Origin of the sequence: Spongiibacter sp. UBA1325 (assembly GCF_002306875.1) — a bacterium.
GTDB classification, from domain to species: domain Bacteria; phylum Pseudomonadota; class Gammaproteobacteria; order Pseudomonadales; family Spongiibacteraceae; genus Spongiibacter; species Spongiibacter marinus.
Map to the genome: position 1 here is coordinate 196,248 of NZ_DBTD01000009.1, position 18,184 is coordinate 214,431.

The following is an 18,184-nucleotide window of genomic DNA, read 5'->3' on the forward strand; positions in this document are numbered from 1 at the left end:
GCCCGCTGTCAGCAAAAACCGGCACTCGCCCCCAGCGAACACTCAGCGACATCGCACCAAGCCGTCATGGATTGCTATGTGCCGGGAAAGGCGATTTTCGACGAAAATTGACTGTGTAGATGACCGACTAGCCCTCAAGGAATTCACTGAGGATGCTATCGATAAAGGCGAAGCCGCGCTCGCTACAGGCGATACGCTGAGGATCGTCAATTAACAGGCCGCGAGCCTGCAGGCGCTCGAGGGTCGGCGCAATAGCCGCAAGAGGAAGGCCGGTGCGCTGTGAGTAAAGCGCACTCTCAACACCCCCGCGCAGGCGCAGTGCATTCATCATAAACTCAAAGGGCAAGTCCGCATCGATAACGCCTTGCGATTGACTGGTTCGCGACGGAGAGCGGCTCAAATAGTCCTCTGGCTTGCGGGTTTTTTGGTAGCGTCGCACGCCGCTAGCCAAAGTCACTTTGCCGTGAGCACCAGCGCCCAGCGCCAAATAGTCGCCAAAGCGCCAATAGTTTAGATTGTGGCGAGCGCGGCGACCGTCGCGGGCGAAGGCCGACACTTCATAGCGCGTCAGGCCAGCGTCTGACAGTAGCGCAAAGCCAGCTCGCTGCATGGTCATTAATGCGCTCTCTTGGGGTAGCTCGGGCGGGCGCTTGTAGAATTCTGTATTCGCCTCGATGGTGAGCTGATACCAGCTGATATGTGGCGCGCCGCTGTCAATCGCGATGCGCAGATCATTGAGTGCATCGGCTTCAGTCTGACCACTTAGCCCGTGCATCAGATCAATATTGAAGTTGTCGTAACCCGCGTCGCGCGCGCTGGCAATGGCCGCCAAGGCGTCGCCGGCGCTGTGAATGCGGCCGAGCTTTTCCAGCTGCTCGGCATCAAAACTTTGCACCCCAATCGAGAGGCGGTTGATACCCAGCTCGCGGTAGGCGGCAAAGCGACCCTGCTCAAGCGTGCCGGGGTTCGCTTCAAGGGTAATTTCAATATCGCGGGAGAACCTCAGGCGCTGGCGCAGGCCCTCAAAGAGTTGCGCATACGCGTTGGCCGAGAACAGACTGGGCGTACCGCCGCCGATGAAGATAGAGGCCAACTCACGGCCCTGAATGTAGTCGAGGTCTTGATCGAGGTCTTCAAGCATGGCGGCAATGTATGCCGCCTCCGGCAGGTCGCCGCGCTGGGCGTGGGAGTTAAAGTCGCAGTAGGGGCACTTCCGCACACACCAGGGAATATGAATATACAGCGACAGAGGCGGCAGCTGCGCCCCGACGCTACTCATTCCAGGCCCAGCTCCGACCAAATATCGTCGACTTTCTTCACCACGTCGGGGTCTTTAACAATCGGTCGACCCCATTCCCTGTCAGTTTCGCCCTGCCATTTATTCGTGGCGTCCATGCCCATTTTCGAGCCGAGGCCAGAGACCGGCGAGGCGAAGTCCAGATAGTCGATCGGTGTATGCTCAACCATCACCGTATCGCGCTGTGGGTCCATGCGGGTGGTGATCGCCCAAATCACATCGTTCCAGTCGCGGGCGTTGACATCGTCGTCGCAGACGATGACAAACTTGGTGTACATAAACTGGCGCAGGAACGACCAAACACCAAACATCACGCGCTTGGCGTGTCCCGGATACTGCTTTTTAATCGTGACCACCGCCATGCGATAGGAGCAGCCCTCCGGCGGCAGATAGAAATCGACAATTTCCGGGAACTGCCGGCGCAGCAAGGGCACCAACACCTCGTTCAAGGCGACACCCAGCACCGCCGGCTCATCAGGCGGACGGCCGGTGTAGGTGCTGTGATAAATCGGGTTTTCACGGTGGCTAATATGCGTCACGGTGAACACAGGGAAGCGGTCGACTTCGTTGTAATAACCGGTGTGATCGCCATAGGGGCCTTCGTCGGCCATCTCTTCCGGGTCGATGTAACCTTCGAGAATAAACTCACAATTCGCGGGCACCTGCAGGTCGTTGCTGAGGCTCTTCACCAACTCGGTTTTTTCACCGCGCAGCAAACCGGCAAAGGCGTATTCGCTGAGTGTGTCGGGCACCGGCGTCACCGCGCCAAGGGTCGTCGCGGGGTCGGCCCCCAGCGCAACAGAAACGGGAAAACGCTCACCCGGGTGCTGCTGTTTGAACTCCTGAAAATCCAGTGCGCCGCCGCGGTGAGATAACCAACGCATAATCAGCTTGTTCTTGCCGATCACCTGCATGCGATAAATGCCCAGATTTTGCCGCTCTTTGTTGGGGCCGCGGGTAATGACCAGCGGCCAGGTAATCAGCGGCGCGGCGTCTTCCGGCCAGCAGGTTTGAATGGGCAGCAGGTGTAAGTTGACGGCGTCGCCCTGAATCACCTTTTGCTGGCACACCGCCTTGGACACCATCTTCGGGCCCATATTGAGCACTTGCTTGAAGATCGGCAGCTTACTCCAGGCATCGCGCAGACCTTTCGGGGGATCAGGCTGGCGCAAAAATGCCAACAGCTCTCCCACCTCTTGCAGCGCCTCGATATCTTTTTGGCCCATGCCCATGGCCACACGCTTTTCAGTGCCGAATAAATTTGCCAGCACCGGCACGGAGTAACCCTTGGGGTTTTCAAACAACAATGCCGGTCCGCCTGCCCGCAGTACGCGGTCGCAGATTTCGGTCATTTCCAGGTTGGGGTCTACAGGATAGCTAATACGCTTCAACTCGCCTTGTTGCTCAAGGTAGTTGAGAAAATCGCGGAGGTCTTTGTGCTTCATAATCCGGTGTCCGATATCCGGCGCCCGGCGGGCGGGGGCGGGGTTTCGCCACTGCGGCGAACCCCGACAGCGGCCTTATTTACGCTTCATTGAATCGAAAAATTCAGCGTTGGTTTTGGTGTCTTTCAGTTTGTCGATCAGGAATTCGATCGCCGGCGTGTCTTCCATACCGTGCAACAGTTTGCGCAGAATCCACATACGCTGCAGCTCGTCTTCGCTGGTTAGCAGCTCTTCGCGACGGGTACCGGAACGGCGAATATTGATCGCGGGGTAGACGCGCTTCTCGGCAATTTTACGATCCAGGTGCAGTTCGTTGTTGCCCGTCCCTTTGAATTCCTCGTAGATGACCTCGTCCATCTTCGAGCCGGTGTCGATCAGTGCGGTCGCGATAATGGACAAGCTCCCGCCTTCCTCAACATTACGCGCCGCACCAAAGAAACGCTTCGGGCGCTCCAGTGCATGAGCGTCAACACCACCGGTCAACACTTTGCCCGAGCTCGGCACGATCGTGTTGTAGGCGCGAGCCAGGCGGGTAATTGAGTCCAGCAGAACCACAACATCCTTCTTGTGCTCTACGAGGCGCTTGGCCTTTTCGATGACCATTTCCGCCACCTGCACGTGACGCGCCGGCGGCTCGTCGAAGGTCGACGCCACCACTTCAGCCCCGCGAGCACCCACCGAGCGCTGCATCTCGGTTACTTCTTCCGGACGCTCGTCGATCAGCAATACAATGACGTAGCACTCGGGGTTGTTGCGGATAATACTCTGCGCGATGTTCTGCAGCATCAGCGTTTTACCGGCCTTTGGCGGCGCAACAATCAAACCGCGCTGCCCCTTACCAATGGGCGCAGCCAGGTCGATAATACGACCGGTTAAGTCTTCAGTAGAGCCGTTACCCAGCTCTAAGGTTAGGCGCTCATTGGGAAACAGAGGCGTGAGGTTTTCAAACAGAACTTTGTTCTTGGACTGCTCTGGACGCGTGAAGTTAACCTCATCAACCTTCAACAGAGCAAAATAGCGCTCACCTTCTTTCGGCGGCCGAATCTTACCGGCAATGCTGTCGCCCGTGCGCAGATTGAAGCGACGAATCTGGCTGGGTGATACGTAGATATCGTCAGGGCCAGCAAGGTAAGAACAGTCGGCGCTGCGCAGGAAACCAAAGCCGTCTTGCAAGATCTCCAGTACACCATCGCCGTGAATGTCCTCACCACTTTTAGCGTGACGCTTCAGAATCGAGAAAATGATGTCTTGTTTGCGAGAGCGGGCAATATTGTCGAGGCCGATCTCTTTGGCGATGTCGAGCAGTTCTTGGGCGGACTTGGTTTTTAGGTCAGTAAGGTTCATAGGTTTTGGGTTGTTGGCTTCGATTTGATAAGGCTTGGACGATACGCAGGAACGGCAAAGTCGCGGCCGGCGCGTGCTCGACGTATTAAGCAGATATGAAAAAAATTAAGGTGTTATTTTTGAATATTTTGGGGATTGATCGAACTCTATCACCGAATGGCAGGTCCGTAAAGCAGAAAAGAAAAGGCCCCGCGTTAGGCGAGGCCTCTTGCTATTACAGTGCGCTGTCAACGAAGTCGCACAGCTGCGACTTGGACAAGGCGCCTACTTTGGTGGCTTCAGCATTACCGCCTTTGAAGATCATCAGCGTTGGAATGCCACGAACACTGAATTTGGCAGGGGTTTCTGAATTGGCGTCAACGTCGATCTTGCAGATCTTGATCTTGCCAGCGTAATCGCCAGAGATCTCATCAAGGACCGGCGCGATCATTTTACAGGGGCCACACCACTCCGCCCAAAAGTCTACCAGTACTGGTAGATCGGACTTCAGCACTTCTTCTTCAAAGCTGCTGTCGGTGACGTGAACGATGTTGTCGCTCATCTTGGTTCTCCAAGTTGATATCGTGATAACGGAATCGCGGATGATAACACAGCTCTAGACGCGATGTGAAAGCCATCAACATCGGCCTGCGCTGGCCAGCGTCGCCAGCGACCGCTATGCTAGCCGCCGTATCACTGACTAAGCTTAACGCCATGCCGCGCCTACTCTACAGCCTGTTCTTCTACCTGATTTTACCACTGGTCCTGTTGCGGCTAGGCTACCGAGCACTGCGCGCGCCCGACTACCGCCGCCGCATCGGCGAGCGCTTTGGCTTTGTCTCAGTGCCCGAGCAAACAGGGGGGCTGTGGGTACACGCGGTTTCCGTTGGCGAAAGCATCGCTGCTGCGCCGCTGATACAACATATGCTGGACCGACACCCAGAACTGCCCATTGTCGTCACCTGCATGACACCCACCGGCTCCAGCCGGATTCGCGCCATGTTTGGCCAACAGGTGCACCATGTCTACGCCCCCTACGACCTGCCTGGTGCCGTGGCCCGATTCCTGCGCCGCACCCAGCCGCGCGCGGCGGTCATTATGGAAACTGAGATCTGGCCAAATATGGTGCAAATGACAGCGCGGCGCGGCATTCCTGTTGTGCTCGCTAACGCCCGTCTTTCCGCGCGCTCAGCCAGAGGCTACCAACGCCTATCCGGACTGAGCCGGCCGGTGATAAAAGCCTTTAGCCGGATCGTCGCCCAGGGCCAGGACGACGCCGAACGCTTTCTGAGCATTGGCGCCCACGCCGATCAACTGCGCGTTTCCGGCAGCATAAAGTTTGATGTCGCCATTCCCGATACCCTGCGCCAACACGCGCGGCAGACGCGTGAGCAATTTGGCCAGGACCGTCCCGTGTGGATCGCCGCCAGCACCCACGACGGCGAAGACAGCATATTACTGGACGCCCACCAGCGCGTACTCAAACAACAACCCGATGCCCTTTTGGTATTGGTGCCCAGGCACCCCGAACGCTTTGACGCCGTCGCCAAGTTGGTCGCCGCCAAGGGCCTGCCCTGCCAGCGTCGCAGTACCGAGAGCGCTATATCCCCCGACACTCAAGTTCTGCTGGGCGATACCATGGGTGAACTACTGCTGCTGTTGGGCACCGCAGATATTGCCTTTATCGGTGGCAGCCTGGTGCCGCGCGGCGGCCACAACAGTTTGGAAGCTGCCGCCTGGGGCTTACCGGTACTGGCCGGCCCCAGCGACTTCAACTTTGCACAGATTAGTGAATTATTGCAGACCGCTGGCGGCCTGAGCCTGCTAGACAGTGCCGAAAGCATCGCCGCTGAACTCATCGCCTTGTTTGCCGACAGCGAGATGAGAGAAACCCGCGGAGGCAACGCCCTGGCCGTTGTCGAGGCCAACCGCGGCGCACTGGCAAAACTGATTGAGGAAGTTGAGGGCGCGCTAACTCGTTAGTGCGCCCTTCGAAAGGGAAAATTACGCGGCGGGAACCGCGTTAGCAGACGGGAATATCAGCGTTTGCCATTGCCGTTCAGCAATACTGCATCACCTTCCTGCAGCCACTGATTAAGCCCCTGCACATCCGCCGGGCTCAGGGTGCCGGCGTTCAGCTTGAGCTTGAGCATATCGACAACGTAGTCGTAGCGGGCGTTACTGTAGTCACGCAGTGCCGCATATAGCTTGCGCTGGGCGTCCAATACATCAACCACGTTGCGCGTGCCGACATCGTAACCGGCTTCGGTCGCATCCAGGGCGCTACGCGCAGAGACAATATTCAGTTTGCGCGCCTTCACGGTTTGCACGGCAGTATTCACCGCAATGTGCTGGGCGCGCGTGCCGGCAATAACCTGGCGCTGCGTTAGCTGCGCGGTGTACTGCGCCGAATTGTATTGCTCGTAGGCTTGGCGGCGACCCGCACTAACGCCACCACCGGTAAACAGCGGCACCGTCAGCGTGACACGCAGGGCCTCAGTTTCATACTCACTGTCTGGCGGCACAGCAAAGGAACTGCTGGGGTTGAAACGCCGCGAGCCGTCCAGGTCTTCCTTGGTGTAGCTGAAGCTACCGCTAATCTTTGGCAAGTGCTCGCTCTTTTTCGCACGGGCATTTTCATAGGCGGAACCAGACGCCGCCGCTGCCACCTTAAGCTGGTAATTGTTCTTTAAAGCCATATCGACCCAGGCTGCGCGACTGGCAGGCAGTGGATTATCGATAGGGAAACTCTCTTTCAATGACCACAGCTTGCCGTGATCTTTGCCTGTAAGGGTAGTGAGGTTCTCGCGGGCGATCGCCAGTGCGCCCTCAAAACCAAGGCGCTGAGCCACGGTAGAGTCGTATACCGCGCGCGACTCATGCACGTCGGTAATCGCGATCAGGCCAACATCAAAGCGCTGCTGCGTTTGCTCAAGCTGGCGCTTGGCCGCGCGCTCTTCTGCACGCGAGGCATCGAGATTTTCCCGCGCCTTTAGCACTTCAAAATACGCTTCGGATACACGCACAATCAGCTCTTGCTGGTCATACGCCAACTGCGCCTTGGCGCGCTCGGTGACTTTTTGGCCCGCCTTAAAGCTGAACCACGCCGGCAGATCGAAAATGGCCTGGCTCAGGCTCAAGGAGTAATTTTCCGTTTCCGAGCCGGTATGCACCTTCTGGTCAATTATCGACGTCGACCCACCACCGAAACCGCCACCGGAGAACGTTGTGCTCTTTGACTGCGAGTCGGTTTCGGTATCCTGGTAGTAGGCTTGGCCACTCAGCTGGGGTAACAGCGCTGAGCGACTGAGGTTTTCAGACTCCAGATCGGCGCGGTAGGTCGCCTCTGCGGCTTTTAACTGCGGATCGTTATTCACTGCAAGCTCGTAGACATCTAGCAATGTGTCGGCATGGGCGCCGGAAATACCCATAGCCAGTGCAACAGCTGCACTGAGAAAGTGACGTTTGGCAATCATAGAGTTAACCTGTTCTGCTAACGGAGGGGCTGCGTCAGGCCCGCAGTGTATCAGACTCGCCCTATGCGAGAATGATTATTAAAAAATCTTATTGAATTAGAACGCAAATTCGGGAGCCTTGTGAAGACGCCGAACTACCAAGTTGACCTCAACGCGCATCTCGCCGACTGTGAGATGAATTATCTGCGTTTGCAGAAGTTACTGCCCGACGCCCTTCAGGCCGGTGACGAGCTCTGCATTGGGGTAGGCAATCACGCGCTCAATATTCGTGTGCGCGAGTGCGCGCCGTACACCAGCTTTCTCGACTTGCGGCTGGCCCAGGCAAAAACACAAGCCTGGGCCGCTATGTGCTTACAGGTGCGCATCTATCACGACGCAAAGCTTGCCGAGGTCAGCGGCGCCGAGCAGGTCTATGCCCTGCGGCAACGCTACGACTACCCGAATAATAAAATGTTCCAACGCGACGAAAAGGCCCAACTAAACCGCTTTCTTGGCGAATGGCTAAGCCAGTGCTTGCGGCACGGTCACCGGCACGACAGCGCCGTATTAGAAAAGGTCAGCGCGACCGGCACACAATTTTAGCAGCGAGACTGCAGTCGCAAATCACACATTTATTGTCGCGGGGCAACGCCCTCTGATGGACTGCGTCTGGATTTGTGGCAACCCATACCGTATAAAAGCCGAAGATATTAACGAGGCTTACTGTGAACAGCGCCAACGCAACAGCGACTCCCGCTTTCTGCTTAGTGCAGATTACCGACTGCCACCTGGGCGCCAGCCCGGGCAGCTCGCTGTTGGGCATGGATACCGACCATAGCCTCGACGAAGTGCTCACTTTGGTGCAACGCCAGCACCCACACATCGACATGCTGGTGGTCTCTGGCGACCTCTCGGGTGACAGCAGCGCCGCCGCGTATCAACGCCTCCTTCCCAAGCTCGAGGGGCTCGCGGACACGATTGTATGGCTACCCGGCAACCACGACGAACCCGCCACCATGCACCAATGTGCGGGCGAGGCGCTGATGCCAAAGCAGGCGACACTCGGCAACTGGCAGCTGTTATTTTTAAACTCGGCGGTTAGCGGCCAAGTAGGCGGTCATCTCGCTGAAAGTGAATTGGCGCTGTGCCGCCAACACCCCTGCGACAGCAACACCTTAATCTTTGTTCACCACCACCTGAATAAGCTCGGTGCCGAATGGCTGGATGAGCAATTGATCGATAACGCCGATGCGCTGTTCGATATTCTCGACGACAAACCAGGCGTGGCGGCCATTGTATCCGGCCACGTACACCAAGCCTCAGCGCAGCGCCACCGCCAGCAACGCTTGCTGACGACGCCTTCAACCTGTATACAATTCGCGCCTGGCAGCCGCGACTTTGCCCTGGACGACCTAAACCCCGGCTACCGTTGGTTCACCCTGCACACCGACGGCAACTGGCAGACAGGCGTGGAGCGCGTTAGCGGTGTGGAATTTACGGTAGATAAAACGGCAAACGGCTACGAATGAGCGCAACAGTCATTTATATACACGGCTTTCTCTCCTCCCCCCAATCACACAAAGCACAACTGGTTAAACACTACTTTGCCCAGCATCACCCGTCGGTCAGGCTGTGTATTCCCAGCATGCCCAACAACCCGGCAGGCGCCTTTGCCAAACTGGAGCAAGTGGTGGAAGAGGAACTGGCCGCAGCACCGGACACCCTGGCACTTATCGGTAGCTCGCTGGGCGGTTTCTTCTCGACCGTACTGGCCGAGCGCCACCAGCTAAAAGCCGTACTGGTCAACCCGGCGGTTACTCCGGGAGAGTGGGGAGAGCAGTTCATCGGTGAATACGACAACCCCTATACCGGCGAGCATTTCAGCGTGACCGAAGAAGACCTCGCCTGCCTGCGCAGGCTAACGCCAGCCGACATTACACCCGAGCACTACTGGCTAATGGCGCAAGAGGGCGACGAAACGCTGGATTACCGCCTTGCCGTGGCGGCTTATCACAACTGTAAGCAGCTCGTTGAGCCCGGCGGTGACCACAGCTTCGTGAATTTCGAAGCGCATTTGCCCGCAATAGTGGAATTTCTGGGCGTGGCTGGTTAACAATAGCCGACCCAAACCGATTCATTCACGGCGCCGCGATGCGGCCTCGCAGTGGTAGAGCATGTCACAATACACCTCACAATCGATCGAAGTCCTCACTGGCCTTGAGCCTGTGCGCAAGCGTCCGGGCATGTACACCGACACCGCCCGCCCCAACCATCTGGCGCAGGAAATTATCGACAACAGCGTCGACGAAGCACTGGCCGGCCACGCCAGCCAGATCACCGTCACCCTGCACAACGATGGCTCGCTGAGCTGCGCCGATGACGGCCGCGGTATGCCGGTAGACATCCACCCGGAGATGGGCCTGCCAGGTGTCGAAGTGATTCTCTCCACCCTGCACGCCGGGGGTAAATTCTCCAACGACAACTATCAGTTCTCCGGCGGCCTCCACGGCGTGGGGGTATCGGTGGTCAACGCCCTGTCATCCCTACTGGAAGTCACCATTAAACGGGACGGCCAGGTTCACCAGATGCGCTTTGCCAATGGCGACAAAGCCTCCGACCTGGAAGTCATCGACAGCTGCGGCAAGCGTAATACCGGCACCCTGCTGCGCTTTTGGCCCGATGCCCAATACTTCGACAGCGCCAAGTTTTCCGTGCGCCGCCTCAAGCATGTGTTGCGTGCCAAAGCCGTACTCTGCCCGGGCCTGAAAGTTATTTTCAAAGATGAAACCGGCGAAGAGAGCGAGGAGTGGTACTACGAAGATGGCCTGCCCGACTACCTGGCCAGCCACACTCGCGAATACGAAACGCTGCCTGCGCAACCCTTTGTCGGCCATTTCAGTGGCAATACCGAGGGCGTGGACTGGGCTGTGCAATGGCTGCCCGAAGGCGGCGAGCCGCTGGCCGAGTCCTACGTTAACCTGATCCCCACCGCTCAGGGTGGCACCCACGTTAACGGCCTGCGCAGCGGCTTGCTGGATGCCATGCGCGAGTTCTGCGAGTTCCGCAATATGATCCCGCGCGGCGTAAAATTGACCCCAGACGATATCTGGGACAAGTGCAGCTATGTGCTGTCTTCCAAGCTGGCCGACCCACAATTTTCCGGCCAGACCAAAGAGCGCCTCAGCTCCCGCGAAGCCTCTGCCTTTGTATCGGGCGTGGCCAAAGATGCCTTCAGCCTGTGGCTTAACCAGCATACCGAAGAAGCCGAAAAACTCGCCGAGCTGTGCATCAGCAATGCCCAAAGCCGACTACGCAAAGCCAAAAAAGTGGTGCGCAAGAAAGTCTCCGCCGGACCGGCACTGCCCGGCAAACTGGCAGACTGTGCCGGTGTAGAGAGCGAGCGTTCAGAATTGTTCCTGGTGGAAGGGGACTCAGCGGGGGGCTCGGCTAAACAGGCTCGCGACCGTCAGTTTCAGGCCATCTTGCCGCTGCGCGGTAAAATTCTGAATACTTGGGAGGTGGACTCCCAGCAAATTCTCGCCTCGCAGGAAGTTCACGACATCTCCGTGGCACTGGGGGTCGACCCCGACTCCGATGATTTAAGCGGCCTGCGTTACGGTAAGATCTGTATTCTTGCCGATGCGGACTCCGACGGCGCCCACATCGCCACGCTATTGTGCGCGCTGTTCCTGCGTCACTTCCGCACAATGGTCGAGCAGGGTCACGTGTTTATTGCCATGCCACCGCTGTACCGCATCGACGTTGGCAAAGAGGTGTTTTACGCCCTCGACAACGATGAAAAGCAAGGCATTATCGACCGCATAGAGGCGGAAAAAATCAAAGGCAAAGTGTCTGTCACGCGCTTTAAGGGCCTCGGTGAAATGAACCCCTTACAGCTGCGCGAAACTGTTATGGACCCGGATACTCGCCGGCTGGTGCGCCTTGGCATCGAGCCCGGCGACGACACCGATGCCCTAATGGATATGCTGCTCGGCAAAAAGCGCGCTGCAGACCGCAAACAGTGGCTTGAACGCAACGGTGACGAGGCCGACATCATCGTTTAAGCCCTGTCATAAATTCACAGTAAAAGCGTCGCCAGCAAGCATTCACTAATTGTGGCCGCCGCGTAGTATCGGCAGGCACACACTAACAATAATAGGAATGCACCATGGAACAGCAACGGGAACCGATTCCCGGCTGGGCGCGCGCTTTTCTCGCCCTCGTCGACAAACTTATCTGGAACGCACCGGGCAAACCGCGCATTCGCGTTGCCTGGGCGGTGGACTTCCACAAGATTTTTACCCTGTTCATCATCTACGCCATGATGAATTACTACGACAATTTCACCACCACCGCCTGGGTCTACCTTGGCCTGCACGGCATTTATGGTTACTGCTGGCTGATTAAAGACTTCGGTTTTCGCGACCACCAATTCAACGACCGCATCAGCCTACTTGCCTCCATCAACCTCTATGTTTTTCTCATCGGCTGGTACTGGATCACCCCGTGGCTGCTGATTTCGCGCTTCATCGAGCCCAGCGGCGCGGTCGTGTTTGCCGCCATTGCCATTCACACGCTCGGCGTTGTCACCATGATGGCCGCCGACGGCCAGCGCCACTGGATACTTAAATACCGCCAACAACCAGGGCTGATTACCGACGGCGTCTACCGCTACACCCGCAACCCGAATTACCTCGGCGAGCTAATGCTGTACGCCGCCTACCCAATGCTGGCCCAACACTGGATCGCCTGGGCGATCTACGCGTATATGGCCAGCTATTTCCTGGCGCGGATGAAGAACAAAGATCACGCGATCTCCCGTCACCCTGGCTGGCAGGAATACAAACAACAAACCGGCCTGCTGATACCCTGGCGCTTACTGACCGGCGCCGCCATTGCCGACCGCCTAAAGCAATCCCCCTCGCACCCGGAGGCCAGCATCAATGCAAAATGAAACTTCCTGGAAGCGCTTTTACCGCTTCGCCGCATTCTTCAACTTCGCGGCGGCGTTTATGCTGCTATTTGCTACTGAGGCCTTCTTTACCCTGCTGCAAATGCAAAGTCTCTATGTGCCCGAGCTACTGCCCTGGGCCCATCAATTTGGCGTGCTGGTATTGGTGTTTGGCTTTGGTTATTGGCGCATTGCCGGCAACCCAAAAGACCACAAAGACATTATCTGGATGGGTTGCATCGGCAAAACCCTGGTCTTCATTGCAGCCTGGGTGGATACATTGAGCTTTCCGGCACTGATGCCCTTCGCTATTTTTGTGATCGCCGATCTCGCCTTTGCGGTGTTTTACGGCCTGTACCTACTCAACCATGCCCGATACGAGGGCCAGCGCCAATTGCGCTAGCGCTCAACGCACGCGTAGTGCTTGTGGAAGGCTCCTGGGCCTTCCACCTTTTTAATTCTCGTCAGACTCTATGGCCCGACGCTCGCGATCATAGTCATCGTAGGGCTGCACCGTCTGCGCGATACATGCCTCGTACTGAGAGGGCGGCAGCTTATCGCACTCGAAACGGTTACTCGCCTGAATACTCCCGTATAACTCTCGGCTCGCACAACCGCTGAGTAAAAACAGCGCGCCAACCGCCAATACACGTTTCATCAGCATACTCCATGGATGTCGCTAGCGCCGACGCCCGCCTGTTTTAGGGCCATTCTGTCGCCGTGGACGCGACTTGCCAGCCGCGCCTGCGTTGCCCGACAAACCGCCCACGGCTTGATTGATCTCTGCCATTTCCTCAGCGCTGAGGTTGCGCCACTGACCGAGCTTCAACGCATCCAGTTTGACGTTCATAATCCGCGTGCGCTTGAGCCGCGTTACTTCATAGCCAAAGTGTTCGCACATTCGCCGAATCTGGCGATTCATACCCTGCACCAAGATAATTTTGAACACATTGCGACTGAGGATCATGACCTTGCAGGGCTTGGTAACGGTGCCGAGGATAGGCACGCCTTTGGCCATTCGCTCGGCAAACTGTCCGCTCAACGGCTTATCGACGGTGACGATATATTCCTTTTCGTGGGCGTTTTCAGCACGCAGAATTTTATTCACGATGTCGCCATCGCTGGTCAGAAAAATCAGCCCCTCGGAATCTTTGTCCAGGCGACCCACGGGAAAAATGCGCTTTTTGTGGCCGACGGCGTCGATAATATTGCCCGGCACATGGGCTTCGGTGGTACAGGTGATGCCCACCGGCTTGTGGTAGGCGATATACACCCTGTCGGTTTTATCCGGGTTAACCGTGCGAATGCGTTTGCCTTCCACCATCACGACATCGCCGGGCATCACCTGTGCGCCGAGACCGGGGCGTTTACCATTGATACTGACTTGATTCTGCAAAATCAGCTTGTCGGCTTCGCGACGCGAGCAATAGCCCGAGTCACTGATAAACTTATTTAAGCGCCGTCCTTCACCATTACTCACGCTGTATCTCTCTTTACTTGCTACTCACGCCCGTTACCGATGGTGGTCTCGGGATAACAAGTCTGACACAGAAATCATTGAGATGAACTACAAGCGCGGAGCAAAGCAGGGGCGAGGGAGAAAAAAGAGGTGGTCGCCAGGGCGATAGCGGCCACCTCCCTCCCCGAGGGGATTCTTAACGGGCGGTATAGCCACCGTCCATAACCAGTTCCGAGCCGGTCATATAACTTGCCGCGTCGGAAAGCAAAAATACAATACCCTGGGCAATTTCCTCTGCCCGCGCCATACGTCCCATCGGGATACTGGCCACCACGCGCGTAGCAAAGGCATTGGCGTCGTCCTCTGACAGCTTGGCCAGGGCGCCGCTTACCAGAGGCGTTTCTACATAACCCGGGTGAAGGGAGTTCACGCGAATACCGTAGTCGCGATCGGCACAATACAGCGCCAGTGACTTGGTCAGTGCGCGAACGGCGCCTTTGCTGGCGTTGTACGCTGGCAGCATTGGGTCGCCGACAATGCCTTCAATCGACGAGACATTAACGATCGCACCGCCGCGCGATTTCATGGCCTGAATGGCCGCGCGACTGCCGAGAAAGACCGCGTCGCTATTGATAGTCTGGGTGCGCCGCCACCCCTCCAGACTTTCTTCCTCGGGGCCGCAAATTACCGCGATACCCGCGTTGTTCACAACGCCATCCAGCTGACCAAAGCTGGCGACAACCGTTTCCATGCAATGCTGCCACTGCTGCTCGTCGCACACGTCCAAGGGAAAGAATTCCGCATCGGCGCCCGCCGCGCGCAGTGCCTCGCACAGCGCTCGGCCAGCGTCCTGATCGATATCGCTCACCGCCAGCTTCGCACCTGCTGCCGCCAGGGCATGGCACGCCGCCGCGCCAATGCCTTTGGCGGCGCCCGTGATCAACACCACTTTGTCTTTACAATGAATACTCATCACACTCTCCTACGCTGCGGTGAAACCGCCATCCACGGTCAGCTCAGCGCCACTGATATAGGCGCTGGCATCACTGGCGAGAAACAGCGCCGCATTGGCAATATCCTCTGCTGTGCCGAGCCGCCCCATCGGGATCATCTGCTGCTCCAATACCGCACTGGCTTCCTCGCGAGACTGGGTGAGCCCAACATCCACAAAGTCGTCGTAAACCTGTTCGGCCATGGCGGTATCGATCAAACCGGGGTGCAGCGAATTGACGCGAATGCCGTAGCCAAAGCGGGCGAACTCAACCGCAGAGTGCTTGCTGATGGAGCGCACCGAGCCCTTGGTTGCACCGTAAATGCTGTGACCAGGGACGCCGATCAAGCCGGCGATAGACGACAGATTTATCACGCTGCCGCCGCGACCAAAGCAGCCGCTGGGCTGCATGGTTTCAGCCGCATAGCGCAGGCCGAGAAACACCGATTGCACATTGACCTCGTGGATACGGGTCAGTTGCTCTACCGAGTTGTCTTCCAGGCGGCCGCCAATGTAAATGCCGGCGTTGTTCACCAGAATATCCCAGCGGTTGTGCCACTGTTTCAACTCTGCCACCAAGGCCTGCCAGTCTTCCTCCAGCACCACATCTTGCTGAATAGCGCGCGCGTCAAAGCCCTGTTCATTCAGCTCCGCTGCCAGGCGCTGACAGGCGGCCACATCGATATCACTTAGCAGCACCGAGGCGCCCGAGTAAGCCATGCGCTGGGCGCAGGCCTTGCCAATGCCCGCCGCTGCTCCGGTCACCACAGCGACTTTGCCCTGCAGCGAAAAAGGATTGTTCTCTTTCATTGTTATTTTCCGTTGAGTATTGATGTTCAGCGCGCGGCGATATTCACTACCGCGCGGCCACGAATTTTCCCTTGCAAGATTTGCCCAGCGGCGTCAGGAAGATTGTCGAAATCAATTTCAACCGCCATCGCTTCCAGTTTGTTCAGGTCGACAGACTCGGCCAAACGCTGCCATGCGCGCTCACGCAGCGCCATTGGCGCGTGTACCGAGTCCACGCCCAGCAAGGCGACATTGCGCAGTGCAAAGGGCATCATGTTACCGGGTAAGTCTAGGCCCTGAGCCAAGCCGCACGCGGCCACGGCGCCGTTGTAGTGAAGTTGGGCAATAACATTGGCCAGGGTATGGCTGCCACAGGAATCCACCGCCGCTGCCCAGCGGGGCGCTTGCATCATCTCACCGGCTTCTGACAACTCGCGGCGATCGATCACAGAGTTTGCACCCAGGCTCTTTAAATAGTCGCTTTCTTCAAGGCGGCCCGTCGACGCTGCCACGGTATAGCCCAGGCCCGCCAACAACATAATGGACACGCTGCCCACTCCCCCCGACGCGCCTGTTACCAGCACTTCGCCCGACTCAGGGCTAATACCGAGCTGCTCCAATCGCAGCAGAGACAACATCGCGGTGTAGCCCGCCGTACCCAGCAGCATGGCGTGGCGGGTAGTGAAAGCCTCAGGCACCTTCAACAGGTAGTCGCTCGAAATACGCAGGCGCTGGGTATAGCCGCCATTGTGCGTTTCTGAGGCGCCATAGCCATTCATCAGCACCTTGTCACCGACCTGGAAGCGGCTGCTCTCAGACTTAACCACAGTGCCTGCCATATCAATGCCGAGAATTAGCGAAGGTTTTTGAACAATGGGAATGGCGTCGCTCATCGCCAGGCCATCTTTGTAGTTAACGGTAGAGTATTCCACCGCTACCTCCACATCGCCGTCGCCAAGTTGTTCGCTGCTGAGCTGCTGAAATTCAACGCGGTAGCCACTGTCGTCGCGTACGCCAAGCAAGGCTTTGTATGTGTCTGTCATGGTGAGTCCTTTTGTTGTTAGTTACCCAAGCGGCGCAGGGCGCCGTTGGTTAAATAGCGGTTGTAAATATCGTGATCATTCACGCGCATTCGGTGGCCGCCAGAAATTTCTGCCAGTTGTTCTATGCGGGTCATTTTTCCGGTCTGCACATCGAAAGCGTGAACATGGCACCACGACCAATAGGGGTGCTTACCATCCATTACCCGGCGATCACCGTCCTCGTATAGCCCGTAGGCACCATCGAAGGAACGGAACAGATCGCCGCGCCTGTCAAAGGTGACCATGCCCAGCGGCAATTGGGTGCGCGCATCAAACCACACCCGTTTAACGCCGACGGGTGCACGTGGGAAGCCCGTGGGCTTGGCATCAACGGCAATGGCTTCGGGCACTAATTCCACGTCGGTATCCCAGAAGGTTTCTCCCTGTGGGCCGCCATGGGTGTTGTGCGACCAATCTTCACTTTGCGAGGCCCAGCCACCGCTGACGGCGGCCAGCATGGGTCCGCGCCACACCACTTTGTAGTCGCCCCAGGTGTGCAGGGGGTCACCCGCCGCCCAGGCGTCGGACAGGTATAGCGATGAACCCGGCACCAATGGTTCAAAGCGCTGGTCGGTGGGGAAGCGGCGAATGCGTTTAAAATCGGGAATGTAGCCGTATAACTCGGGAAATTTGTTTTGGTCGTAGTGCCAAATGTTCAAGAAAGACGTGCCGCGTACGCTGTCTGGCGCCGTGAAAAAGACGCTCTGATAGCGCAGCTTGTCTTCGTGGCCTTTCCAGTAAACGCCGGGCAGTACCAAACGCCCCGTCGGCGCATATTCAGCCCAGCCATTTTCGTAGCCGTAGCTGACTTTGCCATCGCGGTTGAGGTCGTATTCGCGGATCGCATAGAACGAAGCATCGTGTCGCCCCCAGCTTAACGTTAGGCCGGCAAAAAGCTCCACACCGGTTTTGGCATCGGGAAAGGGCAAGCCACCAATCCAGGGTTTGCCGTCGGCCGTCACAACATTGCCATTGTCGTCAAAGCGCGCTTGGCCGCGGTGGCGAAAGCTCGCTTCCATATATTCCCATGGGCTCAGCTTCATCACATCGCGAGTGGTCTCACGCAACCTCAAGCGACGCCCCATGTCTTTGACTTGCATGTACTTCACCGGCTCGAGAAGGTCTTTTACCAGCTCGACATTACCGGCGTCGATGACATCACCGACCTTGAGCTTGCCGCCGGTATATTGCTCTATCGACAGCAACTCCTCTGGATAAGCCGCCGCATAATCGCCGTGTTTTTCCATTGCCGCCCAAGCCGGCATCAGCAGGCCCGCCCCGACAAAACCTGAGCCTACACGCAAAAATTCACGCCGGGAAAACTGCCGGTCAAACCGCCTGATATGAAAACTCATACAACATCCTCGCGGTAAAAAAGCCGGCGACAAAGTC

At 57.3% G+C, this 18,184-nt stretch carries 18 protein-coding genes; 7 read left to right on the forward strand and 11 right to left on the reverse strand.

Features of this window, described 5'->3' with window-relative positions; genetic code table 11:
- Positions 1 to 127: 127 nt before the first annotated feature.
- From hemW to trxA, 4 genes are all read right to left on the reverse strand, one after another.
- Positions 128 to 1,279, reverse strand: a complete 1,152-nt coding sequence (hemW, locus tag B3K78_RS09450; RefSeq protein ID WP_286695249.1) for a radical SAM family heme chaperone HemW — start codon at positions 1,277 to 1,279, stop codon at positions 128 to 130.
- The gene (gene ubiD / locus B3K78_RS09455; protein WP_027873330.1) at positions 1,276 to 2,742 is read right to left on the reverse strand and encodes a 4-hydroxy-3-polyprenylbenzoate decarboxylase; all 1,467 of its coding nucleotides are present in this window, start codon (positions 2,740 to 2,742) and stop codon (positions 1,276 to 1,278) included. Before ubiD ends, hemW begins: the two co-directional genes overlap by 4 nt.
- Before the next feature lie 75 nt (positions 2,743 to 2,817).
- Positions 2,818 to 4,086 (reverse strand): transcription termination factor Rho, encoded by a 1,269-nt coding sequence (gene rho / locus B3K78_RS09460; RefSeq protein ID WP_027873331.1) that lies wholly within the window; start codon positions 4,084 to 4,086, stop codon positions 2,818 to 2,820.
- Positions 4,087 to 4,300: 214 nt separating this feature from the next.
- Positions 4,301 to 4,627, reverse strand: coding sequence for a thioredoxin TrxA (gene trxA / locus B3K78_RS09465; RefSeq protein ID WP_027873332.1), 327 nt, complete (start codon positions 4,625 to 4,627; stop codon positions 4,301 to 4,303).
- Positions 4,628 to 4,692: 65 nt separating this feature from the next.
- Here trxA and waaA point away from each other — a divergent pair, with 65 nt between their 5' ends.
- Positions 4,693 to 6,048: a lipid IV(A) 3-deoxy-D-manno-octulosonic acid transferase gene (gene waaA, locus B3K78_RS09470; protein ID WP_286695250.1), complete on the forward strand. Its 1,356-nt coding sequence runs from the start codon at positions 4,693 to 4,695 to the stop codon at positions 6,046 to 6,048.
- A gap of 56 nt (positions 6,049 to 6,104) precedes the next feature.
- Here waaA and B3K78_RS09475 read toward each other — a convergent pair whose 3' ends face one another.
- A complete protein-coding gene (locus tag B3K78_RS09475; protein WP_286695251.1) occupies positions 6,105 to 7,541 on the reverse strand; it encodes a TolC family outer membrane protein in 1,437 nt (478 codons plus the stop codon).
- A 120-nt stretch (positions 7,542 to 7,661) separates the two neighbouring features.
- On the opposite strand from B3K78_RS09475, the gene B3K78_RS09480 reads away from it, so the two are divergent.
- The 6 genes from B3K78_RS09480 (at position 7,662) to B3K78_RS09505 (ending at position 12,874) form a co-directional block, all read left to right on the forward strand.
- Complete coding sequence (locus B3K78_RS09480) at positions 7,662 to 8,123, forward strand: DUF1249 domain-containing protein (RefSeq protein ID WP_027873334.1); 462 nt, start codon at positions 7,662 to 7,664, stop codon at positions 8,121 to 8,123.
- A gap of 122 nt (positions 8,124 to 8,245) precedes the next feature.
- Positions 8,246 to 9,049 carry a 3',5'-cyclic-AMP phosphodiesterase gene (gene cpdA / locus B3K78_RS09485; RefSeq protein ID WP_286695252.1) on the forward strand — a complete coding sequence of 268 codons (804 nt, stop codon included), beginning with the start codon at positions 8,246 to 8,248 and terminating at the stop codon, positions 9,047 to 9,049.
- Positions 9,046 to 9,633 (forward strand): YqiA/YcfP family alpha/beta fold hydrolase, encoded by a 588-nt coding sequence (locus tag B3K78_RS09490; protein ID WP_286695253.1) that lies wholly within the window; start codon positions 9,046 to 9,048, stop codon positions 9,631 to 9,633. Before cpdA ends, B3K78_RS09490 begins: the two co-directional genes overlap by 4 nt.
- Before the next feature lie 61 nt (positions 9,634 to 9,694).
- Complete coding sequence (gene parE / locus B3K78_RS09495) at positions 9,695 to 11,584, forward strand: DNA topoisomerase IV subunit B (protein WP_286695254.1); 1,890 nt, start codon at positions 9,695 to 9,697, stop codon at positions 11,582 to 11,584.
- A gap of 104 nt (positions 11,585 to 11,688) precedes the next feature.
- Positions 11,689 to 12,474: a methyltransferase family protein gene (locus tag B3K78_RS09500; RefSeq protein WP_286695255.1), complete on the forward strand. Its 786-nt coding sequence runs from the start codon at positions 11,689 to 11,691 to the stop codon at positions 12,472 to 12,474.
- Entirely contained in the window at positions 12,464 to 12,874 is a 411-nt protein-coding gene (locus tag B3K78_RS09505) for a hypothetical protein (protein WP_286695256.1), read from the forward strand. Before B3K78_RS09500 ends, B3K78_RS09505 begins: the two co-directional genes overlap by 11 nt.
- 51 nt (positions 12,875 to 12,925) lie before the next feature.
- Here B3K78_RS09505 and B3K78_RS09510 read toward each other — a convergent pair whose 3' ends face one another.
- From B3K78_RS09510 to B3K78_RS09535, 6 genes are all read right to left on the reverse strand, one after another.
- Positions 12,926 to 13,129: a hypothetical protein gene (locus B3K78_RS09510; protein WP_286695257.1), complete on the reverse strand. Its 204-nt coding sequence runs from the start codon at positions 13,127 to 13,129 to the stop codon at positions 12,926 to 12,928.
- A 21-nt stretch (positions 13,130 to 13,150) separates the two neighbouring features.
- Complete coding sequence (gene rluF, locus B3K78_RS09515; protein WP_286695258.1) at positions 13,151 to 13,951, reverse strand: 23S rRNA pseudouridine(2604) synthase RluF; 801 nt, start codon at positions 13,949 to 13,951, stop codon at positions 13,151 to 13,153.
- 175 nt (positions 13,952 to 14,126) lie between these two features.
- A complete protein-coding gene (locus B3K78_RS09520) occupies positions 14,127 to 14,903 on the reverse strand; it encodes a glucose 1-dehydrogenase (RefSeq protein WP_286695259.1) in 777 nt (258 codons plus the stop codon).
- A gap of 9 nt (positions 14,904 to 14,912) precedes the next feature.
- Complete coding sequence (locus B3K78_RS09525; protein ID WP_027873342.1) at positions 14,913 to 15,731, reverse strand: SDR family NAD(P)-dependent oxidoreductase; 819 nt, start codon at positions 15,729 to 15,731, stop codon at positions 14,913 to 14,915.
- A 26-nt stretch (positions 15,732 to 15,757) separates the two neighbouring features.
- Positions 15,758 to 16,753, reverse strand: a complete 996-nt coding sequence (locus tag B3K78_RS09530; protein WP_286695260.1) for an MDR family oxidoreductase — start codon at positions 16,751 to 16,753, stop codon at positions 15,758 to 15,760.
- Between the two features lie 17 nt (positions 16,754 to 16,770).
- Positions 16,771 to 18,147, reverse strand: a complete 1,377-nt coding sequence (locus B3K78_RS09535) for a DUF1329 domain-containing protein (protein WP_286695261.1) — start codon at positions 18,145 to 18,147, stop codon at positions 16,771 to 16,773.
- Between the last annotated feature and the right edge of the window lie 37 nt (positions 18,148 to 18,184).